The following is a 15,967-nucleotide window of genomic DNA, read 5'->3' on the forward strand; positions in this document are numbered from 1 at the left end:
CGGTCGGCGGCTGTCCCACTGGCCGGGAGTGGCCGAAATCACTCGGGCTGCGGGTGTCACCGTATCGCGACGGTTTACTACCACTGCGTCAGAAGGAATCTCGATGTCGCTGAACTTGGCGGACTTGTACGAAGCCATCGCCGACGCCGTCCCCGATCGCACCGCGATCATCTGCGGGAACGGCCGACTCACCTACCGCGAACTCGATGCCGGTGCCAATCGGCTCGCTCACCATCTGGCCGGTGCGGGGGTCGTCGCGGGTGACCACGTCGGTCTGTACATGCGCAACAGCACCGAGTTCGTCGAATCGCTCCTGGCGATTCTGAAGATCAGGGCTGTCCCTATCAACATCAACTACCGCTATGTCGACGCCGAGCTGGCCTATCTGTTCGCCAATGCCGAACTCGCCGCCCTCATTGCCGACGGCGAGTTCGCGACCACCACTGCCGTCGTACTGCCGCGCACGCCGACGATCCGGCACGTCGTCACCGTGGGAGCGGCCGCCGACGCGGACTGGGGAACAGTCACCACCGCCGACTTCCACGAGGCTGTCGCCGTACAGTCCGACGAACGCGACTTCGCGCCGCGCAGCGGCGACGATCAATTCATCATCTACACCGGTGGCACCACCGGCATGCCCAAGGGCGTGATGTGGCGCGCCGAGGACTTCTTCCACGCGGCCCTGTCAGGCGGCAATCCGATGGGCGATCCTCACTCCGACATCGCGTCGGTCGCGACGCAGGCCGCGAACATGCCGGAGATGACCTGGATGCTGACCGCGCCGCTGATCCACGGCGCCGCGATGTACAGCATGTTCAGTGCCTTCTGCCTCGGCGTCTCGCAGGTCGTGGTGCCGGCATTCGACGCGAAGGAGATGCTCTCGCTCATCGAACGCGAGCGCGTGATGACGATGACCATCGTCGGCGACGCGATGGCCCGCCCGCTCGCCGACGCGATCGCCGAGCACGGCTCGGAATACGACCTGAGCTCCCTGTTCGTCGTCGGTTCCGGCGGCGCGCTGTTCTCCAAGAACGTGCGCGAACAGCTCGTCTCGTTGCTGCCGAACGTCATGGTGCGCGACGGATTCGGATCGTCCGAGTCCGGGATCGACGGCGATCTCTCGATCGGCGAGGACGGCCGGATGCGTATCGCCGCGAAGCCGACCGTCAAGGTCGTCGACGAGCGTATGCGACCGATCGAACCGGGATCCGGCGAGATCGGCTACATCGCCCGTGCCGGGCACGTGCCGCTCGGCTACTGGGGTGACCCGGAGAAGACCGCGGCAACGTTCCCCGTCGTCGACGGCGTGCGGATGTCGATCCTCGGCGACATGGCGAGTGTCGAGGAGGACGGCACGATCGTGCTGCTCGGCCGCGGCTCGATGTGCATCAATACGGGCGGGGAGAAGGTGTACCCGGAAGAAGTGGAGATGGCGATCAAGAGCCATCCGTCCGTGATGGACGTGCTCGTCGCGGGAGTCGAGGATGAACGCTACGGGCAACGCGTCGGAGCCGTGGTGCAGCCGCGCGAGGGCCATGAGGTGCCCGAACTCGACGACCTCATCGCCCACGTCGCCGGCCGGATCGCCCGCTACAAGGCTCCGCGCATGGTTGTCGGCGTCGACACTATCGTGCGCTCGCCCGCAGGCAAGGCCGACTACCGCTGGGCCAGGGCCACTCTCGAAGCCGAGAAGTAGACCGATCGCCGGGCGCGGTCGTGGGTGCGCTATCCGCGACCGCGCCCGGACGGGCCGCCGGGGAGGAGGGTGTCGGCAGCGAATCGTGCTGCCCGGTCGAAGTTCTCGGTGCCGTCGTCGTCAGGGTTCTGCCGCCAGTGCCGCATCGTCGAGACGTACACGGCTCCGACCATCTGCGCGAGGAACGGCAGGGGATAGTCGGTGCGGACCTCGCCGTGTTCGGTGCCGGGCTCGATGAGGCGCAGCATCTGATCGTCGAACCGCTGGGTGCGTTCGCGGCTGGTGTCGGGTGTGGCGAGATCCCGTTCGATTTCGCCGGTGACCGCGCGCATGTATCCGGGGTACCGGCGCGATTCACGCGCGAAGTCGGCGAAGACGCCCGCGATTCGTTCCGCGGTCGTGAGGTCCTTCGCGAGCAGTTCGTCGACCAGGGTTGTCAACGCGTCCATGTGGCTCGCGTGCAGTGCCGTGATCAGATCGTCCTTGCTGGGGAAGTAGTTGAAAACCGTTGCGCGTGAGACACCGGCGAGATCGGCGATGTCCTCGATCGTCGAGCCGGCGACGCCGCGTTCGGCGAACAGTCGTCTGGCTGCGTCCAGCATGCGCCGGCGGGTCTGCAGCTTGTTGCGCTCGCGGCGACCGAGGGCCGGGGGCTCGCTCATCTTTTCCGCAACTTTCAGTGTCGGGCGTCTCGTCGGTTGAATGCGTGGGCGAGGCGCGGAGTCGTTGTCAGCGTAGAAGGTGGGCGGATGGGCGGGAAATCCGTAGAACGGGTTCCAAAAAGTTGGACTGGCGTCTATCTTTATCCCGGGGGCCGGCAATGGGGGTAACGAGATCGGGCAGGGCACTCACGACGTCGTCGGGTCGAACCGCTCGCAGGTCCGGCACCGCGGTGTCGGCCGTGGGCGTCTTTGTGCAGGTCAAGCGGTAGAACGGATTCCAAAAACCTTGGAGATCGTATTGACTTCGAGTGGATCCCGCTGCTGTACTTCGTTCTGGATCCGCAGTGTGACCCACATCGCAGAGTGGATCCACCACGACGCTCACAGCGCGAGATCCGGCACGATCTCGGCTCTCATCCGAACGCCCGGGCACGCGACGCGGAAAGGTCCCTGACACTGCAGCGTGCCGCCACGGGCCCGATTCGTTCAAGAAACTGGAGGTACGGGCATGACCGCCGAGAGTGTGGTGCCTGAAGGCGCGGAGCAGGACATCAAGACCACGGAGACTGATCTGGGCGAGCTGCGCGAACAGCTCGAGGGCTGGCTCGGAGACCGTCTCGAAGCCGACGCGTCGCCGCGCGTGTACAACCTGAATCGCCCGGAACACTCCGGAATGTCCAGCATTTCGGTCCTGTTCGACCTCGACTGGTCGAAGAACGGCCAGGAACAGAGCGCGCAGCTCGTCGCGCGGCTCGCTCCCGAGGCAGACGCGTACCCGGTGTTCCCCAGCTACGACCTGCAGCGTCAGTTCGATGTCATGACCGCCGTCCGCGACAGTAGCGACATCCCGGTGCCGAACGTGCGCTGGGTCGAGACCTCCGCCGATGTGCTGGGCCGGCCGTTCCTCGTCATGGACCGCGCCGAAGGTGTAGTGCCCGTGGACAACCCGCCGTACGTTTTCACCGGCTGGTTGCTCGACGCCGACGACGACACCCGCAGGGCCGTGCAGAGCACGAGCGTGAAGGTTCTCGCGGACATCCACGCGATCACCGAACCCGCGTCCAAGCTGCCCGCGATGGTCGCTCCCGCCGGAGTGTCGAGCCTGCGCCGGCACGTCGAGAACGAGCGTGCATACTACGAGTGGACCCGCCGTGAGGACGGACTGCGTATTCCCGTGCTGGAGCGCGCATTCGAGTGGCTCGAGACCAACTGGCCGGCCGACCCGTCCGAGGACGTGCTGTGCTGGGGCGACGCGCGTATCGGCAACATTCTGTACAGAGGCACCGACGCCGGCGCGGTCCTCGACTGGGAGTCGGCGGCGCTCGCCCCGCGGGAACTGGACCTGGGCTGGTTCATCTTCTTCCACCGCATGTTCCAGGACATCGCCGACCAGTTCTCAATGCCAGGTCTGCCCGGATTCCTCCGGCGCTCGGACGTCGTGGCCGAGTACGAGAAGATCTCCGGAGTCGAAGTCCGTGACCTCGACTTCTACCTCGTGTACGCCGCACTGCGCCACGGCATCGTGATGTCTCAGATCATGCGCCGTCGCGTCCATTTCGGCGAGATGGAGTTCCCCGCCGACCCCGATCACCTGGTGCTCCATCAGGCAATGCTCGCGCAGTTGATCGACGATTCCTACGACTGGGAGAAGTAGCACAGATGAAACCCGTTCAGCTCGACGAGTACCCCGTGCACCAGGCGCCGCTGTCGCTGGGTCGCGTGTCGTCCACGGACCGGAACTTCTACGACCGCAACTATTTCAACGCTCACGACCGTACCGGCGACATCTTCCTGATCTCCGGCTTCGGTGTCTATCCGAACCTGAGTGTCGTCGATGCGTTCGTCACCGTGCGGCACGGCGACTCGCAGGTCGCGGTGCGCTTCTCGGACGCGCTCGGAGAGCGCTCGATGGAGAGCAAGGTCGGCGGCTACCGCCTCGAGGTCATCGAGCCGCTGCAGAAGATCCGCGTGATCTGCGAGCACGAGCAACTCTCGTGCGACATCACCTGGGACGGTTCGTTTCCGGCTGTACTCGAGGAAGCGCACATCCTCATGTCGAGCCCGCGCCCGATTCTCGACGCGTCCCGCTTCGCGCAGGTCGGGAGCTGGTCCGGCACCCTGGCCGTACAGGGCAAGGACGTCACCCTCGACCCCCACACGTGGATGGGCACGCGCGACCGCTCGTGGGGCATCCGTCCGGTCGGCGAGCCGGATCCGCAGGGACGCTGGACCTACGAGAACCGAGGCGGCCACTACTGGACATACGTGCCGCTGCGCTTCGACGACTTCGCGCTGATGGTCATCGTGCAGGAGTCGCAGGACGGTCACCGCACCCTCAACCACGCCACCCGGGTCTTCGCCGACGGCCGCGTCGAGCAACTCGGATGGCCCCGGGTCGAGGTGAACTATCGCAGCGGAACCCGCCACCCCGAGTCGGCGCGCCTGCACCTGACCACGCCGAAGGGCGAGCCGCTCGTCGTGGACATCGAGAACCTGGGATTCATCTCGCTCAGCCACGGCGCCGGCTACAGCGGCGACCCGGAGTGGACGCACGGTGAGTGGAAGGGCGAGAACTGGTCGTCGTTGTCCGTCGTGGACACCGCGAGCCAGGACTTCCTCGCCCGGCTTCCGTTCTCCACCATCGACCACATCGCGAAGGCGACGATCGACGGTCGGGTGGGCTGGGGCATGTTCGAGCACGCGGTTATGGGACGCCATGATCCGTCCGGCTTCACCGGCTGGCTGGATATGGCTCCGTGAGAAGGGGCAGTGCGGCGGCACGCTCGCCGCACCGCCCCTTGTCGTCTCGTCAGTTTTCCGACGTCTGCGCGGCCATCGCGGACAGCGCCGGCGCGATGAACGTGCGATGTACGTACGCGCCGAAGCCGCCGTCGACGGGAAGATCCGCGCCGCTGATCCAGGTGGACTCGGACGACGCGAGGAACAGCAGGGCATCGGCGATCTCCTCGGCGCGACCGTGCCGGCCGGCCCACGCCGCGGCCCCGTCGATGGTTTCCGCGCCCATCGTCGCGGTGAAGTCCTTCAGGAGCGGCGTGCCGATCGTGCCGGGAGAGACGCTGTTCGAGCGCAGCCCGGTCGCCTTGCCTTCAACGGCGAGATTGCCGGACCAGATGATCGCGGCTTCCTTGGAGAGGCTGTAGCACGCGCCTTCGATGCCCGGATGGTCCGCGAAGGAGTCGAGTGCGGCGTCCCAGTCGTCGATCCCGAGGAAGTCGTTGAGCATGTCGTAGTGCTGCTGCCACATGAACCCGGCCTGGGACGCGGTCGTGACGACGGTGGCGTCGGAGGTGAACTTCGGCTGCAGCGCCCGTGTCAGGTCACGGGGGGCGAGGGCGTTGATCGACAGGACGGTGCGCCACGGCAGTGTCGCGGCGACACCCGCGTTGTTGATGAGCGAGTCGATCGGGCCGGCGATCTGCTCGGCGATCGCGAGGACACCGGCGTGCGTCGACAGATCGCCCACCACCATGCGGGAGACCGCGGGGTCGGGTGGTCGCGACCCGGTCGACGCCGATCACGGTGGCGCCCTGGGCTGTGAGCTTGGTGACGGCGGCAGCGCCGACACCGGACGAGCAGCCGGTGACGACGACGGTCTTGCCGGAGAAGTCGGGCATGGAGGTGCTCCTTGTGATAGTTGCGGGCGCCGGTCGACAGTCCCGGCCCAGATCGTCGATCACGGACCGAAGCCGAATCGAGTGTGGATACCGTAGCACTCGAAGGTTGTTGGCTGAAAGGCAATTTATCCAGTGCTACAGGCGATCTCGCGCACCTCTGTGACCCGTTGCGGGTGGTTCTCCCTGACCGGAATCGACTCGATCATCCGTCGTCGACGGTGCGACACCGAGCGTTCGATCTTCGTCCGGGGTGGACGGAACGACGGGGCGGACGATGCCGAGAATTGCGTCGGCACGAGACGCCGCCGAACCCGGTTCGGCGGAGCCGCGCGCGGCACGGCCGCATCCTGAAGGCGGCGGCGTACCTGGGTGCCGAGAACGACCCCGAACGTGTCCGGATGCACGAGGTAGCGAAGCTCGCCGGCGTCGCGATCGGCACCCTGTACCGCTGTTTCCCTTCCGAGGCGCACCTGTTCGTCGCGGTGATGGTCGACCGGATCGAGCGCACGGCTCTCTCGCTCGCGCACCGGTCGTGGTGGCGTTGTGGTTCGGGCTCGTCCGATCAGCCCTCAACGGGCGCCCCTCGATTCCCGGTCCCGTGTCCAGACCGGCGTGGTCCCGCTCGGTGAGATGAGCAGGGGGAGTGGGGTCACCAGAGAAATAGAATCAATTCCAGCATCCGGAATGAGGAGTGGACTTGAGCAATGTCGTTGTCGTCGAGGCCGCGCGGACGCCGATCGGCCGTCGTCGTGGTCAACTGTCCGGAGTTCATCCGGCGGTGTTGCTGGGCGCCGCCCAGAAGGCGGTCGTAGACCGGACGGGCCTGCCCGCCGACCGGATCGGCCAGCTTGTCGGTGGGGCAGTGACCCAGGCGGGGGAGCAGTCCAACAACGTGACCCGCCAGGCATGGCTGCACGCCGGCCTCCCGTACCGGACCGCGGCCACCACCATCGACTGCGCGTGCGGGTCGTCGCAGCAAGCCGTCCATATGGTCGCCGGGCTCATCGCCTCCGGGCAGATCGACGCCGGAATCGGCTGCGGCGTCGAGGTGATGAGCAGGGTGTTCCTCGGTCAGGCCAACACGCCCGGCACCGGTAGCCCCTACCCGGACGACTGGTCCGTCGATATGGGCGACCAGTTCACCTCAGCCGAACGGATCGCCGCCCACCGCGGGATCACGCGCGCCGACGTCGACGCCCTCGGGCTCGAATCCCAGCGGCGCGCCGCGGTCGCCTGGAGCGAAGGCCGCTTCGACCGCGAGATCGTCCCGGTGGTCGCGCCCGTCGTCACCAAGGAAGGCGAACCCACCGGTGAGGTCGCGACCGTCACCCGTGACGGCGGTCTGCGCGAGACCACCCCCGAGGGTCTGGCCGGCCTGAAGCCGGTGATCGAGGGCGGCATTCACACAGCTGGCAACTCGTCGCAGGTCAGCGACGGCGCGGCCGCGGTGCTGCTGATGAGCGAGGAGAAGGCGCGCGAGGCCGGACTGCAGCCGCGGGCCCGGATCCTCGCGTCCACCCTGATCGGCGCCGACCCGTACTACCACCTCGACGGCCCGATCGACTCCACCCGCGCCGTGCTCGACCGCACGGGCATGTCGTTGTCGGACATCGACATCGTCGAGATCAACGAGGCGTTCGCGTCGGTCGTACTGTCGTGGGCTCAGGTGCTCGACGCCGACATGGGCAAGGTCAACGTCAACGGTGGTGCCATCGCGCTGGGGCACCCGGTCGGCTCCACTGGCGCCCGGCTCATCACCAGCGCCCTGCACGAACTCGAGCGCTCGGACCGCTCCACCGCCCTGGTCACCATGTGCGCGGGCGGGGCATTGTCCACCGCCACGATCATCGAGCGCATCTAGACCGTCCTGCCCGTACCTGCGCTGTCCCGCCACCCCCGCACCTGCGTCCGGGGGAACCCCGCCCCGGGTCCGAGCGAATGTATCGCTCGTCTCCTTGGATCGATCGAACGATACATTCGCTCGGAAAGAACGGGGGTGGCGAACCTTTCCTATGCTTCCAACCGAAGGACCCGTTCATGACCATTGGACTGAGTGACGAGGACCGCGAACTCCGCGATTCCGTACGCGGATGGGCCGCGCGCCATTCAACCCCCGCGGTGATCCGCGAGGCCGTCGAGGCGAAGACCGAGACGCGACCGCAGTACTGGGATTCGCTCGCCGAACTCGGCATGCTCGGCCTGCACCTGCCGGAAGAGGTCGGCGGTGCCGGTTTCTCCCTCCTCGAAACCGGGATCGTCGCAGAGGAACTCGGTCGCGCGATGGTGCCGGGTCCGTTCCTGCCGACCGTGATCGTCTCCGCCGTACTGAACGCCGCCGGGCGCACCGACGATCTCGCGGGACTGGCCGACGGCTCGTTGTCCGGCGCGGTGTCCCTGCAGCCCGGTCGTCTGCGCATCACCCGCGACGGTGATACCGCCACCCTGTCCGGCACGTCGAGTCAAGTGCTCGGTGGCCAGATCGGCGACGTGTTCCTGCTCGCCGCCGCCGACGACGGTGAGCTCGCGTTCGTCGCTCTGCACCGCGACCGGCTGGTCGTTCGCGATCTGCCCAGCTACGACGTGGTGCGACGCAACGCCGAGGTCGAGGTCGACGGCCTGCCGCTCGCCACCAGTGACGTGCTCAGCCTCGATTCGCGGCGGGTCCTCGACTTCGCCGCGACGCTCTTCGCGGCGGAAGCGGCCGGCCTGTGCGACTGGGCCACCACGACCGCCGCCGATTATGCGCGCGTGCGTCAGCAGTTCGGGCGGGTCATCGGCCAGTTCCAGGGCGTCAAGCACCAGGCCGCCCGCATGCTGAGCCGGACCGAGCAGGCCCGCGTCACCGCGTGGGATGCCGCGCGTGCCCAGGGCGAGGGCGTCCCGGCCGGCGAGGCGGCGCTGGCTGCCGCGGTCGCCGCAGCCGTGGCGCCCGAGGCTGCGTTCCGGGTGACGACGGACTGTATCCAGGTCCTCGGTGGCATCGGCTACACGTGGGAGCACGACGCCCACCTGTATCTGCGGCGCGCCCAGTCGCTGCGGATCCTGCTGGGCTCCACCGCATCCTGGAAGCGCCGGGTCGCGGCCCTCACCCTCGGCGGCGCCCGCCGCGTCCTCGGGATCGATCTGCCGGCCGAGGCCGAGCAGATTCGCGCCGACGTTCGTGCAGAACTCGCACACGCGTCCGAACTCGTCGGTGCCGATCGTAAGGTATACCTTGCCGAGAAGGGTTACACTGCACCGCATCTGCCCGCACCCTGGGGCAAGAGCGCCGATCCGGTCACCCAGCTCGTGATCGCCGAGGAGCTGCGTGCCGCGGAGCTCGAACCGCACGACATGATCATCGGGAACTGGGTAGTGCCCACGCTCATCGCGCACGGCAGTGACGAGCAGCTCGAACGGTTCGTGCCCGGATCGCTGCGCGGAGACATCGTCTGGTGCCAGCTGTTCTCCGAACCGGGCGCCGGCTCCGACCTCGCGGGCCTGTCCACCAAGGCCACCAAGGTCGACGGCGGCTGGAAGCTGCAGGGCCAGAAGGTGTGGACGTCAATGGCCAGGGTGGCCGACTGGGGTATCTGCCTGGCCCGCACCGACTCCGACGTCGCCAAGCACAAGGGCCTGTCGTACTTCCTGATCGACATCAGGAACACCCCGGGCCTCGACATCCGACCGCTCCGCGAGATCACCGGCGAGGCACTGTTCAACGAGGTGTTCCTCGACGATGTGTTCGTCCCGGACGACTGTCTCGTCGGCGAGCCCGGCGACGGCTGGAAACTCGCTCGGACGACCCTGGCGAACGAGCGGGTGTCGCTGTCCAACGACTCGTCGCTCGGGGCCGGCGGAGAAACGCTGCTCTCGCTCGCGAAAACGACCCCCGGCTTCGACGACGAACAGCTCACCGTCCTCGGGAAGGTGCTGTGCGACGCGCAGTCCGGTGGACTCATGGGGCTGCGGGCGACGCTGCGATCGCTGACCGGTGCGCAACCCGGCGCGGAGTCGTCGATCGCCAAGCTGCTCGGCGTCGAGCACGTCCAGCAGGTGTGGGAGGTCGCGATGGAATGGGCCGGCCCGGCGTCGCTGCTCGGCGAGCAGGACCGCCGGTCCGCGACACAGATGTTCCTCAACGCACAGTGCCTGTCCATCGCGGGCGGAACCACGAACGTCCAGCTCAACATCATCGGCGAGCGGATCCTCGGTCTGCCGCGCGATCCCGAACCCGGCAGGTGAGGGAGCATCCGTGAACCGCGTGGAGCAATACCCGTCCGGAACGTCGGCGAAGGAGTCGTAGCGCCATGCCGATCGATGTGAACGCGGCATTGGCTGCTGCACCGACCGTCCGCGAGGCCACCTGGACCGAGCGTGACGTCATCCTCTACCACCTCGGTCTCGGGGCGGGCGTGAACTCGCTGGATCCGGCCGAGCTGGGCTGGGTGTACGAGAAGAACCTGCGGGTACTGCCCACGTTCGCGATGGTCGCGGGGCAGGGCGTCTCGGCGGGTGAGACGAAACCGGCCGGGATGAACCTGCCGGGTATCGACATCGACCTGCGCCGGATTCTGCACGGTGGACAGTCGCTGGCACTGCACGCCCCCATCCCGGCGGCCGGCACCGCGACGATCTCGTCGCGGGTGGCCGACGTGTGGGACAAGGGCAAGGCCGCGGTCATCGTGCTCGAGCAGTCGGCCGTCGACGACGAGGGAAACCCGTTGTGGACCAACAGTATGCAGATCTGGGCGCGCGGCGAGGGCGGCTTCGGCGGCGTCGCCGGACCCGACGTGTCGAGTGCGGTGCCCGAGCGGGCCGCCGACAAGGTCCTGGTGTCGCCGACCGGCCCGCAGCAGGCACTCGTGTACCGGCTCAGCGGCGACCTGAACCCGCTGCACGCCGACCCGGAGTTCGCGACGACGGCCGGTTTCGACCGGCCGATCCTGCACGGGCTCGCGTCCTACGGAATCGTCTGCAAGGCCGTCGTCGACGGCCTTCTGGACGGGGATCCGGATCGGATGCAGTCTTTCTCGGTGCGGTTCGCCGGGTCGCTGTACCCCGGCGAGACCCTCGAGACCGCCGTCTGGCGCGACGGCAATCGCCTGACCCTGCTGGCCACCTGCCCCGAACGGGACGGGCAACCGGTTCTCACCCACGCAGTAATGGAGGTCCGATGAAGATCGACCCGGATACGCATCCCACCGTCGGGAGGGCCCCGGACGGCACAGTCCTGACGTCGGCACCCCAGGACATCCCGGTGGACAGGGCGACCGCCGCGGCCCGGCGCGTCGTGAACGCTCTGCTGCGGACGGACCGGTCCAACGCGAATCTCGAGCGGGTGGCGGAGGAACTCGACAGCATCGCCGAGCACCTCGAGGAGCACGCCCCCGAGGTCGCGGAACGGCTGATCGACATGTGGCACGGCGAGGGTGTGACCCGGCACGATCCCGTTGCCGGTCCGGAGAACGCCGTCGCCCCGCCGCTGGTGCTCGCCGGCCGCGACGACGGCTCGGTCGAGGGTGTCGTCACGTTGACGTTCCCGTATCAGGGCCCGCCCGGGCACGTACACGGCGGAGTGTCTGCGCTCCTGCTCGATCACACGCTCGGGGTCGCGAACGCGTGGGCCGGCCGCAGTGGCGCGACCGCTCAGCTCAACGTCCGGTACCACCGCCCGACGCCGCTGTTCGAGCCGCTCACGGTGAGCGGCCGACTCGTGGCCCAGGACGGCCGAAAGATCAACACCGTCGGCGACATCAGGACCGCCGACGGCACGGTGTGCGTGTCCGTCGAAGCGTTGTTCGTCGACAAGACCATTCCGCGCCCCCGCTGACGACGCGGGCGGCGCCGACGAAGGAGGTGCCCATCATGGGCAAACTGAACGGGCGGGTGGCGATCGTTACCGGCGCCGGTATGGGAATCGGTCGGGGCATCGCGGGTGCGTTGGCGCGTGAGGGCGCGAACGTGCTGGTCGCGGAGGTCGACGAGCAGGCCGGGGCCGGCACCGCGCGCTGGCTCACCGACGAGTGGGGTGTGCGGGCGACATTCGTGCGCACCGACGTCACCGACCGTGAGCAGGTGCACGCGATGGTCGATACCGCGACGCGGGAATTCGGACGGCTCGATGTCCTCGTCAACAACGCCTGGCGCGGATTGGGATTCGCGCGGCTGGAGAAGACGGCCGAGGAGAGCATGCAGGCCGGGTTCGACATGGCGGTGATGGCAGCGTTCTGGGCGATGCAGCGTGCATATCCGGCGCTGCTCGAGCACGGTACCGGCCGAGTGATCAATCTGTGCAGTCTCAACGGCGTCAACGCCCACATGTATTCGGTGGCCTATAACGCCGCGAAGGAGGCGCTGCGCAGCATGACCCGCACCGCCGCCCGCGAGTGGGCGCCGAAGCAGGTGTGCTGCAACGTGATCTGTCCGGGTGCGCAGAGCGCCGCGTACCAGCGCGTCGCGGAGGCCAACCCGCAGATGGCGGCGGCGCAGGCCGCGGCGAACCCCATGGGCCGGATCGGTGACCCGCTCGACGACATCGGCACCGTCGCAGCGTTTCTCGCGAGCGACGACAGTCGCTATTTGACCGGCAACACACTGTTCGTCGACGGTGGTGCGCACATCAACGGCGTGCAGTGGGCGCCGGAGGTCGACTGACGCGGTCTCTTCCCGACCCGGCTCTCTCGGAGCGAATGTACCGTTCGTCTCCTTGGATCGATCGGGTGTGTCGTTCGCTCGGAGACGGGCGGGCGGTAACGGCCGACGGCCGCGGGCACGTCCGGCGACCCTCGGCGCAGCCCGTCAGCCGCCGCTCTTGATGCGGTCGGCGCCGGTGTAGACGTTCATGGTTCCGCCGCGCAGGAACCCGACGAGCGTCAGACCGGCGTCGGCCGCGAGATCCACCGCCAGCGACGACGGCGCGGACACCGCCCCGAGCATCCGCACCCCGGCCATGACCGCCTTCTGGGCGAGTTCGAACGACGCCCGGCCGCTGACAATGAGCACCGTGTCCCCGAGCGGTACCCGCCTCTCGGTCAGCGCCCAGCCGAGCACCTTGTCGACAGCGTTGTGCCGCCCGACGTCCTCCCGCACCGCGAGCAGCACCCCGTCGGGGGTGAACAACCCGGCAGCGTGCAGCCCACCGGTGGTGTCGAAGATCTTCTGCCGTTCCCGCAGGGCGTCGGGCATCGATGTCAGCGCGTCGACGGTGACCGCGGGCCCGTCCGCCGGGAGCGGGAATCGGGTTCGGGTACGGACCTGGTCCAGCGACTCCTTCCCGCACACCCCGCACGCCGACGAGGTCACGAAGTTCCGGGCGCCGGCGCCGTCCGGGACGACGACACCGTCGGCGAGGGCGACGTCGAGCACGTTGTATGTGTTGGCGCCGCTGTCGTCGACGCCGTTGCAGTACCGCACGGCGAGCACGTCGTCACGGTGGCCGATGATGCCTTCGGCGAGCAGGAAGCCGTGTGCGAGTTCGACGTCGTGCCCGGGCGTGCGCATGGTGACCGTCAGCGGCCGTCCGTCGAGGCGGATCTCGAGAGGTTCCTCGACGGCGAGTGTGTCGGGTCGGCGGATCTGTCCCTCCGGGGGTGATCCGCAGGACCGGCCGCCGTGCGGTGACACGGCCCATCAGTCTCGCCCCGCCTTCTCCAAACGGACGGTGATCGCCTTGGACACCGGGGTGTTCGACTTTGCGGCGACGTGATCGAGCGGCACCAGGGGGTTCGTCTCGGGGTAGTAGGCGGCGGCGTTGCCTCGCGGCGTGCTGTACGGCACGATGCGGAAGCCGTGGACGCGCCGTTCCTCGACGGTCCCGTCCGGCGCTGTCCACTCCGACACGAGGTCGACGAGATCCCCGTCGGCGAATCCGAGTTCGACGACATCCTCCGGGTGCAGGAAGATCACCTTGCGTCCGTTGCTGACGCCGCGATAGCGGTCGTCGAGCCCGTAGATGGTGGTGTTGTACTGGTCGTGGCTGCGCAGCGTCTGCAGGATCACCCGCCCGGGCGGCGTCGGGACCCATTCGAGCGGGTTGACCGCGAAGTTGGCCTTGCCGGTGCGGGTGGTGAATTCCCGCGCGTCGCGCGGCGGATGCGGTAGCTGGAAGCCGTCCGGTCGGCGTATCCGTGTGTTGTAGTCCTCGCAACCCGGCACGACCCGCGCGATCGAATCACGGATCAGGTCGTAGTTCCCTTCGAATGCGTTCCAGCGCACCGGATGTTCCGGGCCGAACAGTTCGCGTGCGAGACCGCAGACGATCGCGACCTCGCTGCGCAGGTGCTCGGAGACCGGGTGCAGGCGGCCGCGCGAGAGGTGCACCATAGACATCGAATCCTCCACTGACACCATCTGTTTGCCGCTTGCCTGCACGTCGAGGTCGGTGCGTCCGAGAGTCGGCAGGATCAGCGCCGTGCGGCCGTGCACGACGTGGCTGCGATTGAGCTTGGTCGACACCTGGACCGTGAACGCGCAGTTGCGCAGCGCGGCTTCGGTGGCGGCGGTGTCCGGGGTCGCGGAGACGAAGTTGCCGCCCATCGCCATGAAGAACGACGCACGACCGTCGCGCATCGCCCGGATCGCGTCGACGGTGTCGTAGCCGTGCCGGCGCGGACTGACGATCCCGAACTCGGTGTCGAGCGCGGCGAGGAACCACTCGGGCATCTTCTCCCAGATGCCCATGGTGCGGTCGCCCTGCACGTTCGAGTGGCCACGCACCGGGCACACCCCGGCGCCGGGCTTGCCGATCATGCCGCGCACGAGCAGCACGTTCACGGCTTCGGCGATCGTCGCGACCGCGTGGGTGTGCTGGGTCAGGCCCATCGCCCAGCAGATCACCGTACCCCGCGATGCGACGAGATCCGCCGCGGTGGCGCGCAACTGCTGCTCGGTGAGGCCGGTGGCTTCCAGGACCTCGTCGAGATCGACTGCGCGGATGTGCCTTTCGTAGTCGTCGAAACCGGCACAGTAGCGGTCGACGAACGCGCGGTCCACAACGGTGCCGGGCGCGGCGTCGTCGGCCTCGAACAGGAGCCGGCCGAGGCCTTGGAACAGGGCCATGTCGCCGCCGAGCCGTATCTGCAGGAATTCGTCGGCGATGTCGACGCCGTGCCCGAGCACGCCGTGGATCTTCTGCGGATCCTTGAACCGGCGCAGCCCGGCCTCGGGCAGCGGGTTGATCGCGATGATCTTTGCGCCGTTGTTCTTCGCCTTCTCGAGCGTCGACAGCATCCGCGGATGGTTGGTGCCCGGATTCTGTCCCGCGACGAGGATCAGGTCGGCCTGTTCGAGGTCGGGTACCGACACCGAGCCCTTGCCGATACCGATCGCGTCGATGAGTGCGCTACCGGACGATTCGTGGCACATGTTGGAACAGTCCGGCATGTTGTTGGTGCCGTAGCTGCGGATGAGCAACTGGTAGAGGAACGCGGCTTCGTTGCTGGTGCGGCCCGAGGTGTAGAAGACGGCGTCGTCGGGCGAGGGGAACGTGCGCAGTTCGTCGGCGATCAGCTCGAACGCCGCGTCCCAGGAGATCGGCTCGTAGTGGCTGCCACCGGGTCGCAGCACCATCGGATGGGTGATCCGGCCCTGCTGGCCGAGCCAGTAGTCGGTCCTGCCGGCCAGGTCGTCGACGGAGTGCTGCGCGAAGAACTCCGGTGTCACCGTGCGCAGGGTCGCTTCTTCGGCGACCGCTTTCGCGCCGTTCTCGCAGAACTCGGCGGGCTTGCGGTGACCGGGGGTCTCCGGCCACGCGCAGCCGGGGCAGTCGAATCCGTGGCGTTGATTGAGGCGGGTCAGGGTCGAGAGGGTGCGCACCGCGCCCATCTGCGCATACGCGCGCTGCAGCGAGACCAGAACCGCCGGCACCCCGGCGGCGTGGTCCTTCGCCGCGGCGACCTCGAGCGTCGATTCGTCGATGTCGTCCACGGGCGCGCGTCTCGTCATGAGTCCATAGTGACCCGCGTCATGTTCGTTCGGCCAGTCGAGCCCTTAAC

11 protein-coding genes and 2 pseudogenes are annotated in these 15,967 nt (G+C 67.9%); 9 read left to right on the forward strand and 4 right to left on the reverse strand.

Annotation, left to right across the window (positions count from 1 at the left end):
- Positions 1-103: 103 nt before the first annotated feature.
- Complete coding sequence (locus RZ1_RS16110) at positions 104-1,696, forward strand: acyl-CoA synthetase (protein WP_072813406.1); 1,593 nt, start codon at positions 104-106, stop codon at positions 1,694-1,696.
- Positions 1,697-1,725: 29 nt separating this feature from the next.
- Here RZ1_RS16110 and RZ1_RS16115 read toward each other — a convergent pair whose 3' ends face one another.
- Positions 1,726-2,358, reverse strand: coding sequence for a TetR/AcrR family transcriptional regulator (locus RZ1_RS16115; protein ID WP_072813407.1), 633 nt, complete (start codon positions 2,356-2,358; stop codon positions 1,726-1,728).
- A gap of 508 nt (positions 2,359-2,866) precedes the next feature.
- Here RZ1_RS16115 and RZ1_RS16120 point away from each other — a divergent pair.
- On the forward strand, positions 2,867-4,012 hold the full coding sequence (locus RZ1_RS16120; protein ID WP_072813409.1) for a phosphotransferase family protein: 1,146 nt from the start codon (positions 2,867-2,869) through the stop codon (positions 4,010-4,012).
- 5 nt (positions 4,013-4,017) lie between these two features.
- A complete protein-coding gene (locus tag RZ1_RS16125; protein WP_072813411.1) occupies positions 4,018-5,118 on the forward strand; it encodes an Rv3169 family protein in 1,101 nt (366 codons plus the stop codon).
- A gap of 49 nt (positions 5,119-5,167) precedes the next feature.
- Here RZ1_RS16125 and RZ1_RS16130 read toward each other — a convergent pair whose 3' ends face one another.
- The gene (locus RZ1_RS16130; protein ID WP_072813412.1) at positions 5,168-5,848 is read right to left on the reverse strand and encodes an SDR family oxidoreductase; all 681 of its coding nucleotides are present in this window, start codon (positions 5,846-5,848) and stop codon (positions 5,168-5,170) included.
- 419 nt (positions 5,849-6,267) lie between these two features.
- Here RZ1_RS16130 and RZ1_RS16135 point away from each other — a divergent pair.
- The 6 genes and pseudogenes from RZ1_RS16135 to RZ1_RS16160 all read left to right on the forward strand — a co-directional run.
- Positions 6,268-6,499, forward strand: a pseudogene (locus tag RZ1_RS16135) (helix-turn-helix domain-containing protein); the annotation flags it as partial.
- A 191-nt stretch (positions 6,500-6,690) separates the two neighbouring features.
- A complete protein-coding gene (locus tag RZ1_RS16140; RefSeq protein ID WP_072813447.1) occupies positions 6,691-7,854 on the forward strand; it encodes a steroid 3-ketoacyl-CoA thiolase in 1,164 nt (387 codons plus the stop codon).
- A gap of 176 nt (positions 7,855-8,030) precedes the next feature.
- On the forward strand, positions 8,031-10,217 hold the full coding sequence (locus RZ1_RS16145) for an acyl-CoA dehydrogenase family protein (protein WP_072813414.1): 2,187 nt from the start codon (positions 8,031-8,033) through the stop codon (positions 10,215-10,217).
- Between the two features lie 65 nt (positions 10,218-10,282).
- A complete protein-coding gene (locus RZ1_RS16150) occupies positions 10,283-11,152 on the forward strand; it encodes a MaoC/PaaZ C-terminal domain-containing protein (RefSeq protein ID WP_072813416.1) in 870 nt (289 codons plus the stop codon).
- The gene (locus RZ1_RS16155; RefSeq protein WP_072813418.1) at positions 11,149-11,805 is read left to right on the forward strand and encodes a PaaI family thioesterase; all 657 of its coding nucleotides are present in this window, start codon (positions 11,149-11,151) and stop codon (positions 11,803-11,805) included. The genes RZ1_RS16150 and RZ1_RS16155 overlap by 4 nt, the downstream gene beginning before the upstream one ends.
- A gap of 35 nt (positions 11,806-11,840) precedes the next feature.
- Positions 11,841-12,629 carry an SDR family NAD(P)-dependent oxidoreductase gene (locus tag RZ1_RS16160; protein ID WP_072813419.1) on the forward strand — a complete coding sequence of 263 codons (789 nt, stop codon included), beginning with the start codon at positions 11,841-11,843 and terminating at the stop codon, positions 12,627-12,629.
- Between the two features lie 144 nt (positions 12,630-12,773).
- On the opposite strand, the pseudogene fdhD reads toward RZ1_RS16160, so the two are convergent.
- Together fdhD and RZ1_RS16170 are read right to left on the reverse strand one after the other, a co-directional pair.
- Positions 12,774-13,605 (reverse strand): annotated as a pseudogene (gene fdhD, locus RZ1_RS16165) (formate dehydrogenase accessory sulfurtransferase FdhD).
- On the reverse strand, positions 13,605-15,917 hold the full coding sequence (locus RZ1_RS16170; RefSeq protein ID WP_083583729.1) for an FdhF/YdeP family oxidoreductase: 2,313 nt from the start codon (positions 15,915-15,917) through the stop codon (positions 13,605-13,607). Before RZ1_RS16170 ends, fdhD begins: the two are co-directional and overlap by 1 nt.
- Positions 15,918-15,967: the final 50 nt, after the last annotated feature.

Origin of the sequence: Rhodococcus zopfii NBRC 100606 = JCM 9919 (assembly GCF_001895025.1) — a bacterium.
Lineage (GTDB): Bacteria > Actinomycetota > Actinomycetes > Mycobacteriales > Mycobacteriaceae > Rhodococcus > Rhodococcus zopfii.

Excerpts from the sequence above, each read along its gene's own strand:
- RZ1_RS16110 (WP_072813406.1), top strand. The coding sequence starts at position 104 with ATGTCGCTGAACTTGGCGGACTTGTACGAAGCCATCGCCGACGCCGTC.
- RZ1_RS16115 (WP_072813407.1), bottom strand. The coding sequence starts at position 2,358 with ATGAGCGAGCCCCCGGCCCTCGGTCGCCGCGAGCGCAACAAGCTGCAG.
- RZ1_RS16120 (WP_072813409.1), top strand. The coding sequence starts at position 2,867 with ATGACCGCCGAGAGTGTGGTGCCTGAAGGCGCGGAGCAGGACATCAAG.
- RZ1_RS16125 (WP_072813411.1), top strand. The coding sequence starts at position 4,018 with ATGAAACCCGTTCAGCTCGACGAGTACCCCGTGCACCAGGCGCCGCTG.
- RZ1_RS16130 (WP_072813412.1), bottom strand. The coding sequence starts at position 5,848 with ATGGTGGTGGGCGATCTGTCGACGCACGCCGGTGTCCTCGCGATCGCC.
- RZ1_RS16145 (WP_072813414.1), top strand. The coding sequence starts at position 8,031 with ATGACCATTGGACTGAGTGACGAGGACCGCGAACTCCGCGATTCCGTA.
- RZ1_RS16150 (WP_072813416.1), top strand. The coding sequence starts at position 10,283 with ATGCCGATCGATGTGAACGCGGCATTGGCTGCTGCACCGACCGTCCGC.
- RZ1_RS16155 (WP_072813418.1), top strand. The coding sequence starts at position 11,149 with ATGAAGATCGACCCGGATACGCATCCCACCGTCGGGAGGGCCCCGGAC.
- RZ1_RS16160 (WP_072813419.1), top strand. The coding sequence starts at position 11,841 with ATGGGCAAACTGAACGGGCGGGTGGCGATCGTTACCGGCGCCGGTATG.
- RZ1_RS16170 (WP_083583729.1), bottom strand. The coding sequence starts at position 15,917 with ATGACGAGACGCGCGCCCGTGGACGACATCGACGAATCGACGCTCGAG.